This window comes from Actinoplanes subglobosus (assembly GCF_042650585.1).
GTDB classification, from domain to species: Bacteria; Actinomycetota; Actinomycetes; order Mycobacteriales; family Micromonosporaceae; genus Actinoplanes; species Actinoplanes subglobosus.
This window is the reverse complement of record NZ_JBHSBL010000013.1, coordinates 104,952-130,436: the sequence shown is the minus strand read 5'-3', so window position 1 is coordinate 130,436 and position 25,485 is coordinate 104,952. Positions and strand designations below refer to the sequence as shown.

General features: G+C 69.9%; 19 protein-coding genes. 14 read left to right on the top strand and 5 right to left on the bottom strand.

The window, feature by feature from the left end:
* Positions 1 to 21 precede the first annotated feature (21 nt).
* The 9 genes from ACFO0C_RS13200 (at position 22) to ACFO0C_RS13160 (ending at position 10,839) form a co-directional block, all read left to right on the top strand.
* A complete protein-coding gene (locus ACFO0C_RS13200; RefSeq protein ID WP_378066879.1) occupies positions 22 to 831 on the top strand; it encodes a hypothetical protein in 810 nt (269 codons plus the stop codon).
* A gap of 211 nt (positions 832 to 1,042) precedes the next feature.
* Positions 1,043 to 2,560 (top strand): Re/Si-specific NAD(P)(+) transhydrogenase subunit alpha, encoded by a 1,518-nt coding sequence (locus ACFO0C_RS13195; RefSeq protein WP_378066878.1) that lies wholly within the window; start codon positions 1,043 to 1,045, stop codon positions 2,558 to 2,560.
* 3 nt (positions 2,561 to 2,563) lie between these two features.
* Positions 2,564 to 4,000: a Re/Si-specific NAD(P)(+) transhydrogenase subunit beta gene (gene pntB / locus ACFO0C_RS13190; RefSeq protein WP_378066877.1), complete on the top strand. Its 1,437-nt coding sequence runs from the start codon at positions 2,564 to 2,566 to the stop codon at positions 3,998 to 4,000.
* A 119-nt stretch (positions 4,001 to 4,119) separates the two neighbouring features.
* Positions 4,120 to 4,563, top strand: coding sequence for a formate dehydrogenase subunit gamma (locus ACFO0C_RS13185; RefSeq protein WP_378066876.1), 444 nt, complete (start codon positions 4,120 to 4,122; stop codon positions 4,561 to 4,563).
* Positions 4,560 to 6,119: a formate dehydrogenase beta subunit gene (locus tag ACFO0C_RS13180; RefSeq protein ID WP_378066875.1), complete on the top strand. Its 1,560-nt coding sequence runs from the start codon at positions 4,560 to 4,562 to the stop codon at positions 6,117 to 6,119. Before ACFO0C_RS13185 ends, ACFO0C_RS13180 begins: the two co-directional genes overlap by 4 nt.
* A complete protein-coding gene (gene fdhF / locus ACFO0C_RS13175) occupies positions 6,116 to 8,887 on the top strand; it encodes a formate dehydrogenase subunit alpha (protein WP_378066874.1) in 2,772 nt (923 codons plus the stop codon). The genes ACFO0C_RS13180 and fdhF overlap by 4 nt, the downstream gene beginning before the upstream one ends.
* A 3-nt stretch (positions 8,888 to 8,890) precedes the next feature.
* Entirely contained in the window at positions 8,891 to 9,097 is a 207-nt protein-coding gene (locus ACFO0C_RS13170) for a formate dehydrogenase subunit delta (protein ID WP_378066873.1), read from the top strand.
* A 9-nt stretch (positions 9,098 to 9,106) separates the two neighbouring features.
* Positions 9,107 to 9,940 carry a hydroxypyruvate isomerase family protein gene (locus ACFO0C_RS13165; RefSeq protein ID WP_378066872.1) on the top strand — a complete coding sequence of 278 codons (834 nt, stop codon included), beginning with the start codon at positions 9,107 to 9,109 and terminating at the stop codon, positions 9,938 to 9,940.
* The gene (locus tag ACFO0C_RS13160) at positions 9,937 to 10,839 is read left to right on the top strand and encodes a 2-hydroxy-3-oxopropionate reductase (protein WP_378066871.1); all 903 of its coding nucleotides are present in this window, start codon (positions 9,937 to 9,939) and stop codon (positions 10,837 to 10,839) included. The genes ACFO0C_RS13165 and ACFO0C_RS13160 overlap by 4 nt, the downstream gene beginning before the upstream one ends.
* Here the strand turns inward: ACFO0C_RS13160 and ACFO0C_RS13155 are convergent.
* On the bottom strand, positions 10,815 to 11,288 hold the full coding sequence (locus ACFO0C_RS13155) for a MarR family transcriptional regulator (RefSeq protein WP_378066870.1): 474 nt from the start codon (positions 11,286 to 11,288) through the stop codon (positions 10,815 to 10,817). The two genes, ACFO0C_RS13160 and ACFO0C_RS13155, sit on opposite strands and share 25 nt — an antisense overlap.
* A 418-nt stretch (positions 11,289 to 11,706) precedes the next feature.
* On the opposite strand from ACFO0C_RS13155, the gene ACFO0C_RS13150 reads away from it, so the two are divergent.
* Entirely contained in the window at positions 11,707 to 14,784 is a 3,078-nt protein-coding gene (locus ACFO0C_RS13150) for a VWA domain-containing protein (protein ID WP_378066869.1), read from the top strand.
* A gap of 161 nt (positions 14,785 to 14,945) precedes the next feature.
* Here ACFO0C_RS13150 and ACFO0C_RS13145 read toward each other — a convergent pair whose 3' ends face one another.
* Both ACFO0C_RS13145 and ACFO0C_RS13140 read right to left on the bottom strand, forming a co-directional pair.
* The gene (locus ACFO0C_RS13145; RefSeq protein ID WP_378066868.1) at positions 14,946 to 16,193 is read right to left on the bottom strand and encodes an FAD-dependent oxidoreductase; all 1,248 of its coding nucleotides are present in this window, start codon (positions 16,191 to 16,193) and stop codon (positions 14,946 to 14,948) included.
* A gap of 16 nt (positions 16,194 to 16,209) precedes the next feature.
* Complete coding sequence (locus tag ACFO0C_RS13140; protein ID WP_378066867.1) at positions 16,210 to 17,409, bottom strand: molybdopterin molybdotransferase MoeA; 1,200 nt, start codon at positions 17,407 to 17,409, stop codon at positions 16,210 to 16,212.
* A gap of 103 nt (positions 17,410 to 17,512) precedes the next feature.
* Between ACFO0C_RS13140 and ACFO0C_RS13135 the strand changes: the two genes are divergently transcribed.
* Together ACFO0C_RS13135 and fdhD are read left to right on the top strand one after the other, a co-directional pair.
* Entirely contained in the window at positions 17,513 to 18,856 is a 1,344-nt protein-coding gene (locus ACFO0C_RS13135) for an OFA family MFS transporter (RefSeq protein ID WP_378066866.1), read from the top strand.
* Between the two features lie 4 nt (positions 18,857 to 18,860).
* Entirely contained in the window at positions 18,861 to 19,694 is an 834-nt protein-coding gene (gene fdhD / locus ACFO0C_RS13130) for a formate dehydrogenase accessory sulfurtransferase FdhD (protein WP_378066865.1), read from the top strand.
* A 118-nt stretch (positions 19,695 to 19,812) separates the two neighbouring features.
* On the opposite strand, the gene sucD is transcribed toward fdhD, so the two are convergent.
* Together sucD and sucC are read right to left on the bottom strand one after the other, a co-directional pair.
* Complete coding sequence (sucD, locus tag ACFO0C_RS13125) at positions 19,813 to 20,685, bottom strand: succinate--CoA ligase subunit alpha (RefSeq protein ID WP_378066864.1); 873 nt, start codon at positions 20,683 to 20,685, stop codon at positions 19,813 to 19,815.
* A gap of 2 nt (positions 20,686 to 20,687) precedes the next feature.
* Positions 20,688 to 21,866 carry an ADP-forming succinate--CoA ligase subunit beta gene (gene sucC, locus ACFO0C_RS13120; RefSeq protein WP_378066863.1) on the bottom strand — a complete coding sequence of 393 codons (1,179 nt, stop codon included), beginning with the start codon at positions 21,864 to 21,866 and terminating at the stop codon, positions 20,688 to 20,690.
* A 161-nt stretch (positions 21,867 to 22,027) separates the two neighbouring features.
* Here sucC and frc point away from each other — a divergent pair, with 161 nt between their 5' ends.
* Both frc and ACFO0C_RS13110 read left to right on the top strand, forming a co-directional pair.
* Entirely contained in the window at positions 22,028 to 23,257 is a 1,230-nt protein-coding gene (gene frc, locus ACFO0C_RS13115; RefSeq protein WP_378066862.1) for a formyl-CoA transferase, read from the top strand.
* A 22-nt stretch (positions 23,258 to 23,279) separates the two neighbouring features.
* Positions 23,280 to 25,433 (top strand): acetate--CoA ligase family protein, encoded by a 2,154-nt coding sequence (locus ACFO0C_RS13110; protein WP_378066861.1) that lies wholly within the window; start codon positions 23,280 to 23,282, stop codon positions 25,431 to 25,433.
* The last annotated feature ends 52 nt before the right edge of the window (positions 25,434 to 25,485 follow it).

The following is a 25,485-nucleotide window of genomic DNA, read 5'->3' as shown; positions in this document are numbered from 1 at the left end:
TCAGCGCCTAAGGTGCCGGGCATGCTCCGCAGAATCCTGACCGCGCTCACGATCGCCGCTCTGGGCGCCGCCGCGGGCGCCTGGCTGGGCTGGCGCGATCCGGCCGCGCTGCCCACCGACGAGCAGGCCCGGGCGCTGGTCACGGCCGCGACGCCCGGCCCGGTGGCACCGTTCGTGGAGCGGTTCGACGCGATCTTCGGTTACCGCTACCCCGGCGACCAGCTGCTGGGCAGCGACGATTACAGCGCCGGGTTCGCGGTGGTCACGATCAACAACCCCGCTGCGGGGTACGCCGCACTTCTCACCCGTTCACGAGAAGGCTTCGACCGGCTGGGCTGGGAAACGGCGGACGGACCGTTCGGCGACGGCGGTTTCGTGGCCCGGCGTGACGGTCTGAAGGTCACCACCTACGGGGCCCACGCGTGCGGACCGGACGACGTGGAATCCTGCGGCTCTCCGCGATCGGAAGGTCCGTACCCCGCGCTGGCCTTGGAGATCGAACGCACCCGCCCACCTCTCGCCGTGCCGCTGACGGTGACCGGCTGGTTGCTCGGTCTGGCCGCCGGCTGGCTGCTGGCGCTCGTCGCCCCTGACCGCCGGCTCTGGTGGCGCGGTCTGTCTCTTCTGGCGCCCGCGACGGCGATGGTGACGGCGTCCGCCGTGGCGCCCGGCGACGACCCGGTCTGGGAGGGATACATGTTCCCGGTCCTGCGCCCGCTCGCCGCAGCGGGCGCGTTCCTGCTGGTGGTGGCCCTGTTCGCGGGCCGTGGGCGTAGCGATGCCCCAGCCGCAGGGGGACCGGCTGGGGCATCGCGGTCCTCGGCCGGATAGTTCCGGCTCCGCACGCTCACGATTACCTTCGGCCCGTTCCGCAAAGCCACGATCACCGATACGGTGCGCGATGGTGACCGTGTGGTTGCCGTGAGACGGTGGTGGGACGCCTCTGGATATCGGCGTACTGGTGAGTAACAATCACCCGGCGTATTGAACCGGCGGCCTCGGCACGCCGTTTCCATGGTCAACATCTACCGAGGAGTCGACGGTGATCATCGGTGTACTGAGGGACCCGGATCCGGGTGAGCGTCGTGTGGCGGCCACTCCCGCCACCGTGGAGCAGTTGGCCAAACTGGGATATCAGGTAGTGGTGGAGCCCGGCGCCGGTGCCGCGGCCTCCTTCTCCGACGAGGCGTTCGCCGAGGCCGGAGCCGCTATCGGCGACCCATTGACCGCGGACGTCGTGTTCACCATCAACCCGCCGCTGCAGCGGCTCGACAAGCTGGCCGAGGGGACCACCCTGATCGGCATGCTCAATCCGCGCCTCGCGCCGGAGCTGGTCGAGGACCTCGCGCGGCGGCCGATCACGGCACTGTCGATGGACGCGGTGCCACGCATCTCCCGGGCTCAGTCACTGGACGTGTTGTCCTCGATGGCCAACATCGCCGGATACCGTGCGGTCGTCGAGGCGGCGCACGCCTTCGGCCGGTTCTTCACCGGTCAGGTCACCGCCGCCGGCAAGGTCCCCCCGGCCAAGGTGCTGGTGGCCGGCGCGGGCGTGGCCGGTCTCGCGGCCATCGGCGCGGCCGGCAGTCTCGGCGCGATCGTCCGGGCCACCGACCCCCGTCCCGAGGTCGCCGACCAGGTCCGTTCGCTCGGCGGCGAGTACCTGTCGGTCGAGGCCGCCGACGTCGAGGTCTCCTCGACCGGCTACGCCAAGGAGATGTCCGACGACTACAACGACCGGGCCGCGCGTCTCTACGCCGACCAGGCCCGCGAGGTCGACATCGTGATCACCACCGCGCTGATCCCCGGCCGTCCGGCGCCGAAGCTGATCACCGCCGACATGGTCGCGACCATGAAGTCCGGCAGCGTCATCGTGGACATGGCCGCGGCCAACGGCGGCAACGTCGAGGGCACGGTCCCCGGCGAGGTGGTCGTCACGGCGAACGGTGTGACCATCATCGGCTACACCGACCTGCCGGGCCGGCTGCCCGCCCAGGCCAGCCAGCTCTACGGCACCAACCTGGTGAACCTGATGAAGCTGCTCACCCCGGGCAAGGACGGCCAGCTGGTCCTCGACTTCGACGACGTGGTGCAGCGGTCGATGACCGTGGTCCGCGACGGCGGGCTGACCTGGCCCCCGCCGCCGGTCTCGGTGTCGGCCGCGCCGGCAGCCGTGGCGGAGAAGCCGGTCGAGACCGCGCCGAAGCCGGTGCGCAAGCCGCTGAACCCGCTGCTGGTCACCGGGGTCGCCGCCGCCGCGCTGTTCCTGCTCACCGCCGCGGCCCCGGCCGCGCTGCGCGGTCACCTCACGGTCTTCGCGCTGGCCATCGTGATCGGCTACTACGTGATCGGGCACGTGCACCACGCCCTGCACACGCCGCTCATGTCGGTCACCAACGCGATCTCCGGGATCATCGTCGTCGGCGCCCTGCTGCAGCTCGGCCACGGTGGCCCGCTGGTCACCGGGCTCAGCTTCGTCGCGATCCTGCTGGCCAGCATCAACGTCTTCGGTGGCTTCGCGGTGACCCGCCGCATGCTCGCCATGTTCTCGAGGAGCTGAGGCATGACCATCGGCACGGCGGCGAGCGCCGCCTACATCGTCGCGGCTCTTCTCTTCATCCTGGCCCTGGCCGGGTTGTCCAAGCACGAGACCGCGAAGTCCGGCAACACGTTCGGCGTCGCCGGCATGGCCCTGGCCCTGGTCGCGACGATCGGCCTGGCCATCGACGGCGAGATCGGCGCGATGAACCTCGTGCTGCTCGTGGTAGCCGTCGTGATCGGCGCCGCGATCGGCCTGCAGCGGGCGGCGAAGGTCGAGATGACCGGCATGCCGGAGCTGATCGCCCTGCTGCACAGCTTCGTCGGCCTGGCCGCGGTGCTGGTCGGCTGGAACGGATACCTGCACGTCGAGGCCGACCTGGGCGGCGACGAGGCGCTCACACTGAAGGCCCAGGACATGCTGGGCATCCACAGCGCCGAGGTGTTCATCGGCGTCTTCATCGGAGCGGTCACCTTCACCGGTTCGATCGTGGCGTACCTCAAGCTCTCCGCGAAGATCAAGTCGAGCCCGCTGATGCTGCCCGGCAAGAACTTCCTCAACCTCGGCGCCCTGGCCGTCTTCGTGGTGCTCACCGCCTGGTTCGTGATCGACCCGCAGCTGTGGCTGCTGATCGTGGTCACGCTGCTGGCGCTGGCGCTGGGCTGGCACCTGGTCGCGTCGATCGGCGGCGGTGACATGCCGGTCGTGGTGTCGATGCTCAACAGCTACTCCGGCTGGGCCGCCGCGGCCGCCGGGTTCCTGCTGGAGAACGACCTGCTCATCGTCACCGGTGCGCTGGTCGGCTCGTCGGGTGCGTACCTGTCGTACATCATGTGCAAGGCGATGAACCGCTCGTTCATCTCGGTGATCGCCGGCGGGTTCGGCATCGAGGCGGGCCCGGCGCAGGACAAGGAGTACGGCGACCACCGCGAGATCAACGCCGAAGGTGTCGCCGAGCTCCTGACCAGCGCTGACACGGTCATCATCACGCCGGGGTACGGGATGGCCGTCGCCCAGGCGCAGCACGGTGTGGCCGAGCTGACCCGTCTGCTGCGCGACCGGGGCGTCGACGTCCGCTTCGGCATCCACCCCGTCGCCGGCCGGCTGCCCGGTCACATGAACGTGCTCCTGGCCGAGGCGCGGGTGCCGTACGACATCGTGTGCGAGATGGACGAGATCAACGACGACTTCGCCGGTACGTCGGTCGTCCTGGTCATCGGGGCCAACGACACGGTCAACCCGGCGGCTACCGAGGATCCGTCCAGCCCGATCGCCGGCATGCCGGTGCTCACGGTGTGGGAGGCCGACAACGTGATCGTCTTCAAGCGGTCGATGGCCTCGGGCTACGCCGGTGTGCAGAATCCGCTGTTCTTCCGGGAGAACAGCGCGATGCTCTTCGGCGACGCCAAGGACCGGGTCGAGGACATCCTCGCCGCCGTCCGCCAGCTGACCACGGTGTAGTCCTCACGACCCCAGCGCCCGGCGGCCAGGTACGGNNNCGTCGTATCCATTGTCCGACCGAACTGCATACAGTATGTTGGATTCCTGAGCCGTTGAGAGGGGTCCTCGTGGTCAGTTCGATGACGGATCGGGTGCGTGCCCTGGTGGCCGCGCACCGGGGTGATCGCGGCGCGCTGATGCCGATCCTGCATGCGATTCAGGCCGAGTTCGGTCATGTCGACGCGGCCGTCGTGCCGGTGCTGGCCGCCGAGCTCAACATCTCCCGCGCCGACGTGCACGGCGTGGTCACCTTCTACACCGACTTCCGCTCCGAGCCGGCCGGCTCCACCGTGCTCAAGCTCTGCCGCGCCGAGGCCTGCCAGGCGGTCGGCGCCGAGCAGCTGATCGCCCACGCCGAGCAACTGCTGGGGATCAAGACCGGCCAGACCACCCCGGACGGCGCGATCACCCTGGAGCAGGTGTTCTGCCTGGGCAACTGCGCGCTCGGCCCGGCCGGCCAGATCAACGGACAGGTTCGCGGACGGCTCAGCCCGGCCCGGCTCGAGGAGCTGGTGCGCCGATGACGACCACGATCTACGTGCCCCGCGACTCGGCCGCCCTGTCCCTCGGCGCCGATCAGGTCGCGACCAACCTCAAGCGGGCGGCCATGGCCGCCGGCCGGCCGGTCCGCATCGTCCGCAACGGCTCGCACGGCATGCTCTGGCTGGAGCCGCTGGTCGAGGTCGTCACCGACCGCGGCCGCGTCGGCTACGGACCGGTCGGCCCCGACGACGTCGACGGCCTCGTGACCGCCGGGCTGTTCGACGGCGCCGACCACGAGCTGTGCCAGGGTGTCGTCGCCGACCTGCCGTGGCTGCGCGACCAGACCCGGCTCTGCTTCGCCCGCGTCGGTGTCACCGATCCGCTCTCACCCGAGGACTACCTCGCCCACGGCGGACTGGCCGGCCTGCGGCGGGCGCTGGAGACGCCCCCGGCCGACGTGATCGCCGAGGTCACCGACTCCGGGCTGCGCGGCCGTGGCGGCGCCGGCTTCCCGGCCGGCATCAAGTGGCGGACCGTCGCCGGCACCCCGGCCGCGCAGCGGTTCATCTGCTGCAACGCCGACGAGGGCGACAGCGGCACGTTCGCCGACCGGATGCTGATGGAGGGCGACCCGTTCACCCTCATCGAGGGCATGACCATCGCGGCGTACGCGGTCGGCGCCACCGAGGGCTACCTCTACGTCCGCTCGGAATACCCCGACGCGGTGCGCACCCTGCGTGCGGCCATCGCCGTGGCCCGTGAGCAGGGCTGGCTCGGTGACGACATCCTCGGCTCCGGGCTGCGGTTCGACCTGTTCGTGCGGGTCGGCGCCGGGGCGTACATCTGCGGGGAAGAAACGGCGATGCTGGAGAGCCTGGAGGGCAAACGCGGGATGGTCCGCGCCAAACCCCCGATCCCGGCGATCACCGGCCTGTTCGGCATGCCGACCGTCGTCAACAACGTGCTCACCCTGGCGTCGGTCCCGGCGATCCTCGCCGGCGGAGCGGCCGCCTACCAGGCACTCGGCGTCGACAGGTCCCGCGGCACGCAGGTGTTCCAGCTGGCCGGCAACATCGCCCGCGGCGGCGTCTTCGAGACCGCCTTCGGCATGACACTGCACAATCTGATCAACACCTATGGCGGGGGTACGCGTACCGGCCGCCCGATCCGCGCGGTGCAGGTCGGCGGCCCCCTGGGGGCGTATCTGCCCGCCGACGGCCTGGACCTGCCGATGGAGTACGAGGCGTTCGCCGCCGCCGGCGCGATGCTCGGGCACGGCGGCATCGTGGTCTTCGACGACACCGTGGACATGGCGTCGATGGCCCGGTTCGCCATGGAGTTCTGCGCCGAGGAGTCCTGCGGCAAATGCACCCCGTGCCGGGTCGGCGCGGTCCGCGGCGTCGAGGTGATCGACAAGATCGTGGCGGGGCAGGACACCGACGACAACCTGGCCCTGCTCGGCGATCTCTGCGAACTGATGACCGAAGGGTCGCTGTGCGCGATGGGCGGCCTGACCCCGATGCCGGTACGCAGCGCACTGCTGCACTTCGCCGACGACTTCACGCCGCGAGGCCCGAACGGAAGGCGCCCGTCATGAGCCTGCTGAAGGAACCCGACCTCGGCACCCCCGCCCGGCCCGGCCCGGCGACCGTCTCGATCGAGGTGGACGGGCTGCCGGTGACCGTGCCCGAGGGCACCTCGGTCATGCGGGCCGCCGCCCTGACCGGCATCGACATCCCCAAACTGTGCGCCACCGACAGCCTGGAGGCGTTCGGCTCGTGCCGGCTCTGCCTGGTGGAGATCGACGGCCGGCGCGGCACCCCGGCCTCCTGCACCACCCCGGTCGCCGACGGCATGAGCGTGCGCACCCAGACGCCCAAGCTGGAGAAACTCCGGCAGGGCGTGATGGAGCTGTACATCTCCGACCATCCGCTGGACTGCCTCACCTGCTCGGCCAACGGCGACTGCGAGCTGCAGGACATGTCCGGCGCGGTCGGTCTGCGGCAGGTCCGCTACGGCTACGACGGCGAGAACCACCGCGACGAGAAGACCGACACCAGCAACCCGTACTTCGACTTCGAGGCCTCCAAGTGCATCTCCTGCTCCCGGTGCGTGCGGGCCTGCGGGGAGGTGCAGGGCACGTTCGCCCTGACCATCGAGGGCCGCGGCTTCGGCTCGAAGGTGTCGGCCGGGGGCACCGACTTCATGAGCTCCGAGTGCGTGTCCTGCGGCGCGTGCGTGCAGGCCTGCCCGACCGCCACGCTGCAGGAGAAGTCGGTGATCCAGCTCGGGATGCCGAGCCGCAGCGTCATCACCACCTGCGCGTACTGCGGGGTCGGTTGCTCGTTCAAGGCCGAGCTGCGCGGCGCCGAACTGGTCCGGATGGTGCCCTACAAGGACGGCGGCGCCAACGAGGGCCACTCCTGCGTCAAAGGCCGGTTCGCGTTCGGCTACGCCACCCACCCCGACCGGGTGCTCACCCCGATGGTCCGGGAGAGGATCACCGACGAGTGGCAGCCGGTGGACTGGGACACCGCCATCTCGTTCACCGCCGCGCGACTGCGGGACATCCAGGCCCGGAACGGTGTCGGATCGATCGGCGGCATCACCTCCTCGCGGACGACGAACGAGGAGGTGTACGTGGTGCAGAAGATGATCCGGGCCGCGTTCGGCAACAACAACGTGGACACCTGCGCCCGGGTCTGCCACTCGCCGACCGGGTACGGCCTGAAGCAGACCTTCGGCACCTCGGCCGGCACCCAGGACTTCCGTTCGGTCGCGAAATCCGACGTGATCATGGTGATCGGCGCGAACCCGACCGACGGGCACCCGGTGTTCGCGTCCCGGATGAAACGCCGCCTCCGCGAGGGCGCCCAGCTGATCGTGATCGACCCGCGCCGCATCGACCTGGTCCGTTCCCCGCACATCGAGGCCCGCCACCACCTCCAGCTGGCACCCGGCACCAACGTCGCGATCGTCAACGCGCTGTCCCACGTCGTGCTGACCGAAGGCCTGGTGGACCGGTCGTTCGTCGACGAACGCTGCGAGGACTTCGACGAGTGGGCCGAGTTCATCGCGCTGGACGAGAACAGCCCGGAAGCCGTCGAGGAACTCACCGGCGTCCCGGCCGAACAGGTCCGGGCGGCGGCACGGCTGTTCGCCACCGGCGGCAACGGCGCCATCTACTACGGCCTCGGCGTCACCGAGCACAGCCAGGGCTCGACCATGGTGATGGGCATGGCGAACCTCGCGATGGCCACCGGCAACATCGGCCGCGAGGGCGTCGGCGTCAACCCGCTGCGCGGACAGAACAACGTGCAGGGCTCCTGCGACATGGGTTCGTTCCCGCACGAACTGCCCGGCTACCGGCACGTCTCCGACGACGTCGTCCGCGGCGTGTTCGAGACCATGTGGGGCAGCACCCTGCAGGCCGAACCCGGGCTGCGCATCCCCAACATGTTCGACGCCGCCCTCGACGGCAGCTTCCGGGCCCTCTACGTGCAGGGCGAGGACATCGCCCAGTCCGACCCGAACATCAACCACGTCCACGCCGCGCTGGCCGCACTGGAACTGGTCGTGGTCCAGGACCTGTTCCTCAACGAGACCGCCAAGTTCGCGCACGTGTTCCTGCCCGGCACCTCCTTCCTGGAGAAGGACGGCACGTTCACCAACGCCGAACGCCGGATCAACCGGGTCCGCCCGGTGATGGCCCCGAAGACCGGCAAACACGAGTGGCAGATCGTCGCCGAGATCGCCCAGGCCATGGGCTACCCGATGCACTACGGCAGCACCAGCCAGATCATGGACGAGATCGCCGCGCTCACACCCACGTTCGCCGGCGTGTCCTTCGAGAAACTCGACAAACTGGGCAGCGTGCAGTGGCCCTGCAACGACGCCGCCCCCGAGGGCACACCGATCATGCACAAGGACGGGTTCGTCCGCGGCAAGGGCCGGTTCGTGCAGACCCCGTTCGTGCCGACCCGGGAACGCAGCACCCGCAAATACCCGCTGATCCTGACCACCGGGCGCATCCTCAGTCAGTACAACGTCGGCGCGCAGACCCGGCGCACCGCCAACGTGGCCTGGCACCCGGAGGACGTACTGGAGATCCATCCGCACGACGCCGAGGTCCGCGGCATCAGCGACGGCGACGAGGTCGTCCTGAGCAGCCGGGTCGGCGCCACGTCGCTGCGTGCGGTCCTGGCCGACCGGATGCCCGTCGGCGTCGTCTACACCACCTTCCACCACCCGGTGACCGGCGCGAACGTCGTCACCACGGAGAACTCCGACTGGGCCACCAACTGCCCGGAGTACAAGGTGACCGCCGTCCAGGTCGGGCTGAAGAGCCCGGCGATGGCGGGCTGACCGGTGTCCCCGCAGATCCGGATGATCAACGACATCGCCGTGCATTTCCGCCACCAGGGGCTGGACGAGGCCGCCGCCGCCGTGGCCGGGCACGTCCGGGCGTTCTGGGATCCACGGATGCGCGCCGAACTGATCCGGCGGGTCGACGCCGAGCCCGAGATGGTGGACCCTGTCGCCCTGGCCGCCGTCCTGCTGCTGACGCAACCGTAGGGAGTCCACGTGAGCGAACACCACCTCCGCTATGCCGTGAACTGCTCGATCCTCTTCACCGACCTGCCCCTGTTGCGGCGGCCGGCGGCGGCGAAGGCGGCCGGATTCGACGCCGTCGAGTTCTGGTGGCCGTTCGCCGCCGCGGTGCCACCCGACGCGGACGTGCGGGCCTTCGTCGACGCCGTCCACGACGCCGGCGTCCAGCTGATCGGCCTGAACTTCTTCGCCGGCGACATGCCCGGCGGCGACCGGGGAGTGCTGTCCTCACCGGCACATTCCGCCGAGTTCCGGGACAACGCCGAACTGGTCGCGATGATCGGCACCGCCACCGGCTGCCGCAACTTCAACGCGCTGTACGGCAACCGCATCCCGTTCATCGCCCGGGACCTCCAGGACGACACGGCCGTGGCGAACCTCGCCTTCGCGGCGGCCACCGTCGGCCGGATCGGCGGGACGGTGCTGGTCGAGCCGGTGAGCGGGCCGTTCCCGTACCTCCTGCGCACCGCCGGCGACGTCGTCGCGGTCCTGGACCGGGTCCGCACCGAACGCGGCGCGACGAACCTGGCCCTGCTCGCCGACCTCTACCACCTGACCGTCAACGGCGACGACCTGACGACCGTCCTCGCCGAACACGCCGGCCGGATCGGGCACGTGCAGATCGCCGACGCGCCGGGCCGCCACGAGCCGGGCACCGGCGGCATCGACGTCGACGGTCACCTGAGCCGGCTCGAACAGGGCGGCTACCAGGGCTGGGTCAGCCTGGAGTACGTCGCGACGAGCCCCTGCTTCGACTGGCTGCCCCGGGCGCGCCGCGCCGCCGCACCGAAGGAGAGCGCGGTATGACGACAGTCGGTTTCATCGGCCTCGGCATCATGGGCGCCCCGATGGCCGTCAACCTGGCCAAGGCCGGATTCGACGTGATCGGCTACGACGTCGTCCCACCCCGCAACGGCTTCCTGACCCAGGCCGGCGGCCGGATCGCCACGAACGTCGCCGAGGTGGTGCAGAAGGCCGACGTGGTCGTCACGATGGTCCGCGACTCCGCCGACGTCGAGACGGTCGCCCTCGGTGAGCAGGGCATCCTCGCCCACGCCCGGGCCGGTCAGCTCTACATCGACATGAGCAGTATCGCGCCGGCGACGTCCCGTGCCGTCGCCGCGGCCGCCGCGCCCCTCCGGGTACGGGTCCTGGACGCCCCGGTCAGCGGGGGAGAGGCCGGCGCGATCGAGGGCAGCCTGTCGATCATGGTCGGGGGCGGCGCCGACGACTTCGCGGCGGCACTGCCGATCCTGGAGGTGGTCGGCGCGACAGTCGTCCACGTCGGCCCGCACGGCGCCGGCCAGACCGTGAAGGCCGCCAACCAGCTCATCGTGGCCGGGACGATCGAGCTGGTCGCCGAGGCGATCGTCTTCCTCGAGGCCCACGCGGTCGACACCGAGGCGGCGATCCGGGTGCTGGCCGGAGGTCTGGCCGGCAACCGGATCCTGGACCGCAAGGCGGCCGGGATGCTGGCCCGGCGTTTCGAGCCCGGATTCCGGATCGACCTGCACCACAAGGACATGGGCATCGTCACCGCGGCGGCCCGCGACGCCGGCGTGGTCATCCCGCTGGGCGCGGCGGTGGCACAGCTGATCGCCGCCCTGAAGGCGCGCGGCGACGGCGGCCTCGACCACAGCGCCCTGCTGAAACTGGTCGACGAACTGTCCGGCCGGTCCGGTCAGGTGCCGTCCTCTCTCAGCTGACCCAGCTCGGCCAGATACATCGCCCGCATGTGGTCGTAGTGCCGGGCCAGCAACAGGATCTCCTCGACCCGGTAACCCTCGACGAGCCGGCGGGCCCGTTCCGCGAACCGCTCGTACGGCCGCTCCAGCTCGTCACCCCGCTCCGGGCGCAAGCTGACGATCACCCGTCGGCGGTCGGCCGGGTCACGTTCGGCGGTGATGTAGCCGGCCTGCTGGAGCCGGCGGACCATGCTGGTCACGGCCCCGGTGGTGAGGTTGGTCCGCTCGGCGATCTGCCCCGCCGTGGCAGGCCCGGAGTCGGCCAGGAAGTCCAGGCACTCCAGGTCGCTGACGGCCAGGCCCAGCCGGTCGGCGATCGCATAACGGAAGACGGTGGACAGCCGAGTGGTCTCCCGCCCGGCCCGCATGAGATCGGCGATCGCGGTGGCTCGGGCCGGCTCGTCTGACATGCTCGCCATCATAATTTCGGGTACGGCCGCCTTCCCGGCCAACCTCTGGGGCTCCCCGGCAGCCGATGGGCCCCGAGGCCGACCGTTTCGGAGGCGCTACGGAGCTGCGTCGAGTGGGGCTCAGCCCCGCGCGGCGTCGGTGATCACCGCGGCGACGTGCCGTCTCGGGTGGTCAGTTTCTTTGGATCATTGATTCATCACCTCCTCCCCTAAATGAGTGAGGTGCCATGCTGCCACCGCTGTCGGGTGTCTGCCGGCGCCATCAGAGCTTGACCGCCCAGGCCGGAATTACAGAAGAGAGAATCTGCGTTTCCCCTGCTCAGAAATAGGGGGCGGCATTGCCTGGAGGGGAGCTGCGGGCTTCTTAACGTGGGAAATAGAATCTGGTGCCTCGTCGTCATGCCAGGGAGGGCCGACGTTGAGTACCGAAGATTCTCAGGGTGCCGGAGATCCTCAGAAGGTTGCCGCCCAGATCCACGACGCGGTAGTAGACGCGATCAATATCTGGTGGCGTGCCCGCCGGGGGCAGACACCCCGTGGCGATCATGGGGGTACGGGCCTTCTGCCTCGCGGATCGGTCTCCGCGCTCTCGCGGGCGCTCTCGATGCCCGGCGACACGCTGGACCGAAAGCTGAAAGAGACCCAGCGTTACGAGTGGTCGGACATCGTGAGGATCGTTTCGTGCTGCGTGCCCGCCGAGGAGGAGCAGCGTCTAGCTCGGCTGGCCGGCTTGTGGCAGGCATGGAAGAACGATCTGCAGCGCCCTCCCGGCTACTGGGGCCGGATCGAACGGCTCGATGGCCAGTCGATACCAGCCGAGCTGTCACCGGAGGAGCAACTCCAGGAACACATCAGTGAGCTCCGGAAGCAATTTAATGACAGAAGCACGCGACTGGGGCATATGACGGATAGGTTAACCAAAACCAGACAGGCTCTGGACCTTCTGAACACCAAACTCCGGCAGCGAAAAGAACAGGTTCTGGATCTCGACCAGAAGCGGCTGTATCTGACTAGCCAGCTGAACGAGAAGATCGAGCTTCTCCTGGAGGCCCAGCAGCAGGCGGACGAGGAACGAGAGCGTGCTGATCAGGCCGATGCTCGCGCCGATGAAGCGAAGCTGGCTGCCGCTGACGAAGCCACGGCTCGCCATGAGGCTGAGGACGTCCTGCGCTACCACGAGAAGCAGGCGGCGGCTGAACGGGAGCGCGCTGACCAGGCAGAGAAACGTGTGGCCGAGTTGGCCGCGGAAGTGGAGCGTCTCAGCGAGCGGTTGGCCGCGTACGAGACGTACCAGACGGTCACGGTGCAACCCATTCCCGAGCCCCGGGTCCCGATCGAGACTTTCAACCCGGGAGGTTCCCTGGAAGACCTCGCGGTACCTGACGAAGTGACGGCACGACGCGAGGCAGAGGAAGTCCCGCCTCTCTATGAGAAGCTGACGGCCGTCGAGCGGTCTCGCACAGAACAGTCCGAAGCCGAGGAACCCACCAGGCAGCCAACGCGGCGTGAGGCGTCTGTCTTGGTGGTTCCCGGCGCACCGGTGCCGCCGGAACACCCCAGACCTCCCGCGCCGTCGGGAGAGAGGGCGGAAGATCATTCGGTCTTCGTCCAGCCGGCAAGAGGTGGTAGGAGATGGCTGCTGGTCATCCCGGTCGTGCTGATAGTTGCTGTTGTTGCGGTCGTCAAGTGGATCTTCGGACCGGGTGAAGATCCGGGTTTGCCGGGTTCGGACGTTGCGGCGTATGTACCGCTGAAACAGTGCGATGGGAGGCAGACTCAGAAGCTCCAGATCCGTGCTTCGCAGGAGAAGGAAGGCCTGCTCCGGGCGTTCGCGAAAGAGTACGGGCCTCGAGAGGCCGGCGCCGGCTGCTATCAGGTGGAGGTCGTGACGGGCAACTCGGGACGGATCAAGGATCTGATGATCCGTAAGGGTGCGAAAGTCGCTGCTGAGATTCTCGATTTCGATGTGTGGAGCCCGGCGTCGTCCGTCTGGTACGCGATGACGGGCTATTGGGCGGGTCGTAAGAATTCAATGGTTGAGGAACTTCCGGCCCAGCCCGGTGCCGCTGACATGTTGTTCACCTCGCCGGTGGTGATTGCGGTACCACAATCGGCCTACGCCACGTTGAACAGTTCAAACAACGGCACCATCACCTGGGACGCCCTGGCCGACTATGCCCGGGCATCGAACCCGATGCTCAGCTTCAACCTTGGCCTCACGAATCCCAACTACTCTAGTTCGGGCCTGGCTGCGGCGGTCGCGGCGTTCTCCGCTTTCGCCGGAGGTGCCGCCGGTTCGGGGTTGGTTGTCGACGCCGTGAACCGGCCTGATGTGCAAGAAAAGGTGCGCAGCATCGAGAAAGCCGTGGTCCACAACGGAGAACAGACCCTGAAGCTGTTGGCTGGCCTACGTGAGGCAATCGACCGCGGGGAAAAGAACTACCTGTCGGCGGTCGCCGTCGAGGAGGTCTCGATGATCGCCTTCAACAACGGCTGGCCCTGCGGAGCCGTGGACAGCAGCGACCCAGCCTGCGAGCAGAAGCCCCCGCCGGCTGACGCCGACAAACTGGTACCGCTCTACATCGCTACCGGCACCCTCTTCTCCGACCACCCCTACCTGAAGATGCCCGGACTGAGCGAGGAAAAGATCGCGGTGGCCGACAACTTCCTCGCCTTCGTCCGTTCGCCTTCGTCCCAGCAGGCTGCCCGCGAGGCCGGTTTCCGCTCGTACGACAACCAACTGCCCCTGGCGAGTGCCTTGCCCGGTGGCCATGAACTGCTACGTGACGTCCCCAAGCTGGCGAAACCGGACCCCGGGGCAGTGGACATGATCCTGCAGAAGTGGCCCGACATCAGGAAGCCGCTCAACGCTGTCATCGCCATCGACACCTCGGGATCCATGGGTGACCCATCCGGTGTCGGGAACAAAACGAAGATGAAGCTGATCAACGAGGCAGCCCCGACGATCGTCGACGGCACCGATGAAGTCCCCACCTTCGGGGAACGCGACCGTGTCGGGCTGTGGAGCTTTTCCGCCGGCCACCATGCCCGCGTCCGCCGCGCCACATGCGACGAACAGCAGAAGAACGAACTCAGAAACCAGATCGCCGGTTTGGAAGCTGAGGAGAACGTACCGACAGACCTGTACACGGCAGTCAAGGAAGCCGTTGCTGACCTCCGAGCCGACTACGATCCCGCAGCCATCAACGCCGTCATCCTGCTGACCGACGGGGATGACACTGTTAACAGCACAAATAATCGTACAAAGTTTGATGAAATGTTCGAATTAATCAAATCGGACTCCGGGGGCGAGCGCCCCGTGGCGGTATTCAGCATCGCTTATGGCGACGACGCTGACCCCACGATCAAGAATAAGGGCAAACCGGATTCGACCGTCCTCACTGATATCTCCGGGGCCGCAGGCGGTAGCACTCGTAAAGCCGAGGACTTCGAGGCCATCACCGAGGTCTTCCTCGAGGCGGTGTCAAATTTCTGAAAGGCTGCCGGCGGCACGCCTGCAACGACGACGGCGGCCCCGGGTTCCATGGAGGGTGGCGGCGGCCGGGCCGCAAGACACCGGCCGCCAACATCGACACTACGTCACGTCAGTCAGTTCCTGTCGCCAGTGAAATCGCTGCCCCGTCACGGCGGAAGGTGTCAGGACTCGGGGACGGTGACCCGATGCAGCCGAGGTAGCACCCGGGTCAGCACCCAGTGCGGTGCCGCCGCGTCGCCGGTGAGGCGGCGCATCAGCGCGGCGGCAGTGTCGACCGCACGGAAGGCGTAGGGCACCATCTCGTCCTGGTACTCGGCGATGGCCTCCTCCACCGGCATGCCGCTCGCCTTGGCGTCGGCGATCCTCCGGCCGAGCAGCGCGGCGTCGCGCAGCGCGGTGTTGCCACCCTGCGCGCCGAACGGCGGCATGACGTGCACCGCGTCGCCCATCAGCGTCGCGCGGGGCACCGCCCACTGCTGCGGGCGCCGGCCGGTGGCGAATGGGTTGAGCACCGTGGTGTCCAGTTCGGCGGTGGCGACCAGCCGCCGGATCAGCGGGTGGAAGTCGGCACTCATCCGCACGGCCAGATCGCGCAGCGCCAGCAGGTCCCCGCGGGCGGCGGCCGGCACCTCACGCTGGCGCATCAGCATCCCCCACATGACGTAGTCGTCGTCGGTGGGCGCGTAACTGCCCGGCGCCACACGTGCGAACGCCTGCCGCGGGCGTTCACCGAAACGCATCGAGGTGAAGAAGAAGGCGCGGCCCGGCCGGTCGGCGATGGACAGGACGCCACTGGTCCGCAGCGCGTCCGGGATGACGCTTCCGCCGCGCTGCAGCAGCGGCGACCGGCCGTAGACGCCGGCCATCGTGGTGCCGGCCGGATCCGCGTCCGGCATGAGCTGTGCGCGCAGTGCCGAGCCGACGCCGTCCGCGCCGACCACGACGTCGGCCGGTACGGACGTGCCGTCGGCGAACCGCAGCCGCAGTCCGGTGGGCCCGCCGCCGTCCACACCGGCGGCGGCCCGTCCGTAGTGGACGCGCCCGTCCAGCCCGGTCATCAGGATCGACCGCAGGGTGGCCCGGTCGACCTGGCGGGTCGCGTCCGGCTCGTCCTTGAAGGTGATGGTGAACGCGTCCCGCAGCCGGCTGTCGGTGAAGCGCAACCGCCCGCCGGGTTCGTCGCCGGTGGCCAGTGCCAGGCGGTACAGCGGGCGCGGCAGGCTTTCGCGCAGTGCCTCCAGTCCGTACCGGTCGAGGATGATCCGGTAGCCCTGCTGGCGGATGAAGGGACTCTGGTCCCGTTCGTAGACGTGCACGTCGATGCCGGCGCGCATCAGGTATTGGGCCAGGCAGAGGCCGGAGAGTCCGGCGCCGGCGATCGCTATCGAGAAGTCGGTCGATATGCGCATCGCATTATCTTAATGACTAAGATAATGCTGGCAAGGCCATCGGTGTGCCACTCGGCAGCGGCAGCAGTTCGACCTCGCCGCCGGTCCAGCCCGGCGGCACCACCGCGAGCGCGTCCGCCCCGGCGGCACCCCACAGCGAACCGGGGCGGTCGTGCCCCACCGGCAGGGCGGCCGCCCCGATCCGGGTCACCGGCACCAGGCGGGTGTCGCGATCGTGGGCCGTCACCGGCCCGTCCAGGACGGCGGTCACCGGCGGCGGCTCGGGCCGCCCGGCCAGGCGGCCGAGCAGCGGTGTGAGCAGGGTCAGGGCGGCGACCAGGGCGGCGAACGGGTTGCCGGGCAGCCCGACGACGAAACGCCCGTCCGGCAGCACCGCGAACAGCTGCGGATGACCGGGCCGGCAGGCGACGCCGTGGATCGGGACCCGGGCGGCCAGCCGGTCGAGGGCCCCGCGCAGATGGTCGGCCGCACCGGCCGACGTCGCCCCGCAGACCGCCAGCACCTCGGCGTCGCGGCGCAGCAGTGCTCCGGTCATCGCGTCGGGGTCGTCGGCGATCCGTGACAACCCGGCGGGCTCGGCCCCGGCGGCCCGGATCAGGCCCGGCAGCATCGGCCCGATGGCGTCGCGGACCTGTCCCGCCGCCGGGATCCCGCTTCCGCACAGCTCGGAGCCGGTGAGAACGGTCGCGACCCGTGGGCGGCGGTGCACGGGCAGCGAGTCGTGCCCGAGGCTGGCGGCCAGGCCGAGCACGACCGGGCCGGCCACCGTGCCGGCGGCGAGCACCTGTCGGCCGGCCGGGCAGTCCTCGCCGCGCCGCCGGATGTGCCGGCCGGGGGAGAAGGCCCCGGTCACCGTGCGGCCCGACCGGACGGCCTGCTCATAGGGCAGCACCGCCTCCGCTCCGGCCGGCACCACCGCGCCGGTGCCGATCTCCATCGCGTCCCCGGGTGACAGCGACGGCGGCAGGACCGGGTCACCGGCCAGGACCCGGCCGGTCACCCGCCACGGGCCGGGGCCCGCGACGGCATATCCGTCCATCGCGGCCGCGTCGTAGGCGGGCAGGGGCGACAGTGCGACCAGGGGCTCGGCCAGCGTGGCCCCGGCCGCCCGGCCGAGCGGCAGGTGGACCACCGGGAGCGGGACCGCCGCCTCCCGCGCCTGGCGGCGAGCCTGATGCCAGCCGGTGGTGGTCGCCTCGTGCTGACGAACGCCCATGCCCGCTCCTTGGTGAGTGTCTCGAACCTGGACAGTTCGCCGCTCCGTCATGGAGAATTAGGATTCAACATACTGTATACGATGATCGGTCGGAGGTGCCACAATGCGCGAGGTCAGGGACTTCTACGGCCGTCGCTACCGGGTCGGTGAGAGCGACCGGCTCCTGCTGGGACGATCGCGATCGTGGATGGCCGGGCTGCCCTGGGCGGCGATGCTGGCGATCAGCCTGTTCCAGTACGGCTTCGGCGCAGCCCTGCCCACCCTGGCCGGGGCAAGCGGGTGGAGTGTGTGGCAGGCGTTCACCGTGCTCGGGCTCTGGGTGGTCGCGCAGGCGGCCGGCTCACCGCTGGGCGGGTGGCTCTACCAGCGGGTGCGCCCGGCCGTGCCGATGCTCCTCGGTGCCGTCTGCTGCCTGGTCGCCCTGGTCACCCTGGCGCACAGCGACGACCTGGCCACGGTCCTGCTGGGCTACTCGGTGCTGGGCGGTCTCGGCGCCGGCCTCGTCTACATGACCTGCGTCGCCACGGTGACCGAGTGGTTCCCCGAGCGGCTCGCGTCCCGGGTGGCGATGGTGGGCGCCGCCTTCGGCTACGGCGCGGTCCCGTTCGTCGTCGTCGCCGGTCATGTCCTCGATCCGGCGAACCGGGCAGTGGTGCTGGATGTAGCCGCCGTCGTCGTCTGCGCCGTGGTGACGGTCTGCGGGCTGATGATGCGCAAACCGCCCGGCAACTGGTGGCCCGAACACATCGACCCGCAACGCTGGGCCCTCGACCGGCGGCTCAACCGTGGCATCGCGCACAACCGTCCCGCCGCCCGGCCGTACCCTCCGCTGGCCGCGCTGCGCAGCGGCATGCTGCCGATGATGTTCGTGGTCGTGGTGCTCACCGCGGCGATGGCGCTGTTCGACATCGCCTACCTCGCGGGTACCGCGTACACCCGTGGCCTGGCCGCCGCGACACTGGTCGCCGCGATGGGCGCCCTGGCCGCCGCGAACGGCCTCGGACGGGCGGTGACCAGCTCACTGTCCGACCGGGTCGGGCGGCGCGCGACCCTGGGCCTGTCCCTGCTGGCCGGCGGGGTGGCCCAGTTCGGCCTGCTCGCGGCGGCCCGCAACGACAACCATCCGGCCGCGCTGGTGTGCTTCGCGGTTCTGGCCGGTGCCGGCGCCGGTGCCGGCTACTCGCTGCTGGTGAGCCTGGTCCGCGACTGGTTCGGTGACGACGCGACGGTGGCCAACTACGGGATCGTCTACAGCGGCAAGGCGGTCGGCGGACTGGCCGGGGTCGTGCTCGCGGGCCTGGTCGTGACCAACCCGGGCTCGACGGTGCCGTTCGTGGTGGCCGGATGTCTCGGCCTGCTCGGCGCGGCGATGACCCGCTGGATGCGTCAGCCCCGGCCGGCCTGGGTGTCGCTGCCCGCCGACGGGCTCGAAGCGAAGGGGCGGTGACCGGATGGGACGGGTGACGACCCGGCGCCGGGTGCTGCGGATCGTCGACGGGGTGACGGCCGAGCCGGTCGACACCCTGGCCGCCGAGGAGCCGCTGGAGATCCGGGTGAACGGCAAGCCTCTGGTGGTGACCATGCGCACCCCGGGCGACGACTTCGACCTGGCGGCCGGTTTCCTGGTCAGCGAGGGCGTGGTCCGGGCGGCGGGGGAGATCACCGGGATCCGCTACTGCCTGGGCGCCACCGCCGACGGGGTGAACACCTACAACGTGGTCGACGTGGTGCTGGCCGGCTGGGTGCCGCCACCGGACCCGTCGCTGGAGCGCAACTTCTACACCACCTCGTCGTGCGGGCTCTGCGGCAAGGCCAGTCTGGACGCCGTCCGTACCATCGCGTCCTGGTCGGTCCGCGACGATCCGGTCCGCCTCGACCCGGCGGTGATCACCGCCCTGCCCGGCACGCTGCGCGTCGCGCAGCGGGTCTTCGACCGCACCGGAGGCCTGCACGCCGCCGGACTGTTCTCCGCCGACGGCCGGCTGCTCTGCCTGCGGGAGGACGTCGGCCGGCACAACGCCGTCGACAAGGCGGTCGGCTGGGCGCTGCGCGACGGCCGGCTGCCGCTGCGCGACACGATCCTCATGGTCAGCGGCCGGGCGTCGTTCGAGCTGGTGCAGAAGGCGGTGATGGCCGGCGTCCCGGCGCTCGCCGCGGTCTCCGCGCCGTCGTCGCTCGCCGCCGATCTGGCCGCCGACGCCGGGCTGACCCTGATCGGGTTCCTGCGGGGCGCATCGATGAACGTCTACGCCGGCGCGCACCGGGTCCTCGGGCTGCCCTCCTGACGCGCGGGATCCGGGCGGAGGCGGCGGCCTCCGCCCGGACCGACGCTGCCGCCGTGCGGCGCCGGGCGGCCGGCCCGCCGGAGGGTGATCGGGCCGGCCCGCGCCGTTCACGGGCCGGTCAGCGTGCCGGTAACGTCTCACGCATCAGTGCGGCGGTCTCCGACGGCGTCCGCCCGACCCTGACCCCGGCTGCTTCCAGTGCTTTCTGCTTGGCCGCCGCGGTGCCCGACGAACCGGAGACGATCGCGCCGGCATGCCCCATCGTCCTGCCCTCGGGCGCGGTGAATCCGGCGACGTAGCCGACCACGGGCTTGCTGATCCGCTCCCGGATGTAGTCGGCGGCGCGTTCCTCGGCGTCGCCGCCGATCTCGCCGATCATCACGATGGCGTCGGTCTCGGGGTCGTCCTGGAACGCCTGGAGGCAGTCGATGTGGGTGGTGCCGACGATCGGGTCACCGCCGATGCCGACACAGGTCGAGAAACCCAGATCCCGCAATTCATACATCATCTGGTACGTCAGGGTGCCGCTCTTGCTGACCAGGCCGATCCGCCCGCGCGTGGTGATGTCGGCCGGGATGATGCCGGCGTTGGACAGCCCGGGGCTGATCAGCCCGGGACAGTTCGGCCCGATGATCCGGGTGGTTTCGGCCTCCCGGGCGTGCGCCCAGAAAGCGGCGGTGTCGTGCACCGGGATGCCCTCGGTCAGCACCACCGCCAGGGCCAGCTCCGCGTCGATCGCCTCGATCACCGCGGCCTTGGCGAACCGGGGCGGCACGAAGACCACCGAGGTGTCGGCGCCGGTCGCGTCGACCGCCTCGGCGACGCTGCCGAAGACCGGGATGCCGTCGACGTCCTGACCGCCCTTGCCCGGGGTGACCCCGGCGACGATGTTCGTACCGGCGGCGACCATCCGGCGGGTGTGCCGGGTGCCCTCGGCGCCGGTGATGCCCTGGATCAGGACCCGGCTCTTGTCGGTGAGGAAGATTGCCATCGTCACGCCCCCTTGCCGGCGAGTTCGGCGGCGAGCCGGGCCGCGCCGTCCATGGTGCCCGAGCTGATCACGCCGGGTAGTGCCGCTTCGGCGAGGATCCGGCGTCCCTCCGCCGCGTTGTTGCCGTCCAGCCGTACCACCACGGGTTTCGAGATGGTCTCGCCCGCCTCGGTGAGCAGGCCGATCGCCTGGACGATGCCGTCGGCGACGGCATCGCAGGCGGTGATCCCGCCGAACACGTTGACCAGCACGCTGCGGACGTCCGGATCGCCCAGGATGATCTCCAGGCCGTCGGCCATCACCTGTGCCGAGGCGCCGCCGCCGATGTCGAGGAAGTTGGCCGGCCGTACCCCGCCGAATTCCTCGCCGGCGTAGGCGACCACGTCCAGGGTGCTCATCACCAGGCCGGCGCCGTTGCCGATCACCCCGACCGAGCCGTCGAGCTTGACGTAGTTCAGGTTTTTCGCGGCGGCGCGGCTCTCCAGCGGGTCGGTGGCGGTGACGTCGGCGAACCGCGGGTGACCGGGCTGGCGGTAGCGGGCGTTGTCGTCCACCGTCACCTTGCCGTCGAGCGCGAGCACCGTTCCGTCGGCGAGTCTGGCCAGCGGATTGATCTCGACCAGGGTGGCGTCCTCGGACCGGAACACGTTCCAGAGCCGGACCAGGACGGTGGCGACCGGGTCGCGGACGTCGTCGGGCAGGCCGGCGTCGGCGGCCAGCCGCAGCGCGTCCTCCCAGGCGAGCCCGTCGACCGGATCGACCGCGAGCCGGGCCAGCGCGTCCGGGTTCTCGGTGGCCACCTGTTCGATGTCGACGCCGCCCTCGCGGGAGGCGAGGGCGAGGAACGACCGGTTCGAGCGGTCGAGCAGCAGCGAGACGTAGTACTCCTCGGCGATGTCGCTCGCCTCGGTGACCAGCACCTTGTGGACGGTATGGCCTTTGATGTCCATGCCCAGGATCGCGGCCGCGACCCCGCGGGCGTCGTCCGGGCCGCCGGCCAGCCGCACCCCGCCGGCCTTGCCCCGGCCGCCGGTCTTGACCTGGGCTTTCACCACCACGCGGCCGCCGATCTCAGCGGCGGCCGCGGAGGCCTCGTCGGGGGTGGTGGCGACCCGGCCGCGACCGACCGGTACGCCGTGCTTGGCGAACAGTTCCTGTGCCTGGTGTTCCAGCAGATCCACCGGGCCTCCCTTCAGGAGGGTGGCGAAAACGTTCCGCGACCCTCTAGACACCTGGCTGTTACATGGGCCACGATATTGCCTACCCCATACGGTATGCAATCCCTGAAGCTGACAGCGGATCAGCACCCCCAGCAGCGGTGGCGCACACAGGAGGTTCGCTCATGGGTAAGGCACTGGAGGGCGTTCGGGTCCTCGACATGACACATGTGCAGTCCGGTCCCTCGTCCACGCAGATCCTCGCGTGGCTGGGCGCCGACGTGATCAAACTGGAGGCGCCGGGGCAGGGCGACATCACCCGCTCCCAGCTGCGGGACATCCCCGGAGTGGACAGCCTCTACTTCACGATGCTCAACGCCAACAAGCGCAGCATCACCCTCAACATGAAGCACCCCGGCGGCAAGGAGGTCTTCACCCGGCTGGTGTCCGGCGTGGACATCCTGGTGGAGAACTTCGGCCCGGGCGTGGTCGAGCGCTTCGGCTTTCCCTGGGAGACGCTGCAGGAGATCAACCCCGGGCTCATCTACGCCTCGATCAAGGGCTTCGGGCCCGGCCGCTACGCCGACTTCAAGGCGTACGAGGTGATCGCCCAGGCGATGGGCGGGGCGATGAGCACCACCGGGTTCGAGGACGGCCCGCCGACCGCCACCGGGGCGCAGATCGGCGACTCCGGCACCGGCATCCACCTGGTGGCCGGCATCCTGGCCGCCCTCTACCAGCGCACCCGCACCGGCCGTGGCCAGCGGGTCCAGGTCGCCATGCAGGACGCGGTGCTCAACCTGTGCCGGGTCAAGCTGCGTGACCAGCAGCGACTGGCGCACGGGCCGCTGGGGGAGTACCCCAACGAGAACTTCGGCGACGAGGTGCCCCGCTCCGGCAACGCCTCCGGTGGTGGCCAGCCCGGCTGGGCGGTGCGCTGTGCCCCGGGCGGGCCCAACGACTACATCTACGTGATCATCCAGCCGGTCGGCTGGCAGCCGATCTGCGACCTGATCGGCCGGCCCGAGCTGGCCGAGGACCCCGCCTGGAGCACGCCGCAGGCCCGGCTGCACAAACTCGACAAGGCGTTCGCGCTGATCGAGGAGTGGACCGAGCGGCACACCAAGCAGGAGGTCATGGAGCAGCTCAACGCCCGCAACGTCCCGTGCGGGCCGGTCCTGTCGACCCGGGAGCTGATCGAGGACGAGACGCTGGCCGCGCTGGGCTCGGTGGTCGAGGTCGACCATCCCGAGCGGGGCCCGTTCAAGACGGTCGGCAACCCGATCAAGCTGTCCGACTCGACCGTCGCCATCGAGCGTTCGCCACTGCTCGGCGAGCACACCGAGCAGGTGCTCGGCGAGCTCGGCTACACCGAGCAGGGCATCGGCGAGCTGCGTGCCGCCGGTGCCGTCTGACTTCGATCAAGGAGACGACGCCATGTCGCAATACGACCGCGAAGCCGTACGCCGGGTGCTCGACCGGGCCGCCGCCGAGGGACGCGACTCGCTGACCGCTCCGGAGGGGCGGCTGGTGGTCGAGGCGTACGGGATCGCCACTCCCGGTGAGGGCCTGGCCGGCAGCGCCGACGAGGCCGTGGCCCTGGCCGCGACGATCGGCCTGCCGGTGGTTCTGAAGATCGTCTCACCGGACATCCTGCACAAGACCGAGGCCGGGGGAGTGCTGGTCGGGCTCGGCTCGGCCGAGGAGATCGCCGCCGGCTACGACACGATCATCGCCAACGCCGAGGCGTACGACGCCGGCGCGACGATCGTCGGGGTTCAGGTGCAGCAGCAGCTCACCACCGGGCACGAGGTCATCGTCGGCACCGTGACCGACCCGACGTTCGGCAAGATCGTCGCCTTCGGTCTCGGCGGCGTGCTGGTCGAGGTGCTCAAGGACGTCACCTTCCGGCTCGCCCCGGCCGACACCGGCACGGCGCTGTCCATGATCGACGGTATCGCCTCGGCCGAGATCCTGCGCGGCGTGCGCGGCGCCGAGCCGGCGAACCGGGAGATCCTGGCCGACCTGATCGTCCGGCTGTCCGACCTGGTCACCGACTTCCCGGAGCTGGCCGAGGTCGACCTCAACCCGGTGCTGGCCACCGCGGCCGGCGCGACCGCGGTGGACGTCCGGATCCTGGTCGACCCGAAGGCCGCCGCACGCCCGGAGCAGTTCACCGACGAGGAGATCCTCGCCAGCATGAACCGGATCATGCGGCCCGCCTCGATCGCCGTGATCGGGGCGTCCGCCGAGACCGGCAAGATCGGTAACTCGGTGATGCGGAACCTGGTGAACGGCGGCTACCAGGGTGAGATCTACCCGATCAACCCGAAGGCCACCGAGATCCTGGACCGCAAGGCGTACCCCAGCATCGCCGACGTGCCCGGGCCGGTCGACGTCGCGATCTTCGCGATCCCGGCCCGGTTCGTGCCCGCCGCCCTGGAGGAGGTCGGCGCGAAGGGCGCGGCCGGCGCCATCATGATCCCGTCCGGGTTCGGCGAGATCGGCAACCACGAGCTGCAGGCCGAGGTCCTCGGGATCGCCCGCCGGCACGGTGTGCGCATCCTCGGGCCCAACATCTACGGCTACTACTACACCCCGGCGAGCATGTCCGCGACGTTCTGTACGCCGTACGACGTCAAGGGCGGCGTCGCGCTCTCCTCGCAGAGCGGCGGCATCGGGATGGCCATCCTCGGCTTCAGCCGATCCGCCCGGATGGGCGTGTCGGCGATCGTCGGCGTCGGCAACAAGGCCGACATCGACGAGGACGACCTGCTGACGTTCTTCGAGAGCGACCCGGACACCCAGCTCATCGCCATGCACCTGGAGGACCTCAAGGACGGCCGGTCGTTCGCCCGGGCCGCGAAACGGGTCTCGGCCACCAAACCGGTGCTGGTGCTCAAGGCCGGCCGCACCGACCAGGGCGCCCGGGCGGCCAGCTCGCACACCGGTGCGCTGGCCGGCAACGACAAGGTCTACGACGACATCCTGCGGCAGAGCGGCGTGATCCGCGCGCCGGGCCTCAACGACCTTCTGGAGTACGCCCGCGGCATCCCGCTGCTGCCGACGCCGAAGGGCGAGAACGTCGTCATCATCACCGGTGCCGGTGGATCCGGGGTGTTGCTCTCCGACGCGTGCGTGGACAACCGGCTCACGCTGATGGAGATCCCGGACGATCTCGACGAGGCGTTCCGGAGGTTCATCCCGCCGTTCGGCGCGGCCGGCAACCCGATCGACATCACCGGCGGCGAACCGCCGTCGACCTACCGCAACACCATCGCGCTCGGCCTGTCCGACCCGCGCATCCACGCGCTGATCCTCGGCTACTGGCACACCATCGTCACACCGCCGATGGTCTTCGCCGAACTGGTGGCCGACGTGGTCGAGGAGTTCCGGGCCAAGGGCGTCGACAAGCCCGTGGTCGCCTCGCTCGCCGGAGACGTCGAGGTCGAGGAGGCCAGCGAACACCTGTACCGGCACGGCATCGTCGCCTATCCGTACACCACGGAGAAGCCCGTCGCCGTGCTCGGCGCGAAGTACCGGTGGGCACGCTCCGCCGGCCTGCTCGGCGGCCAACCGGACGGCCGCTGAGTCGTGCTCCGTACCACCACACCGGGCAGTCGGAGGGGCCACTAGCGACACA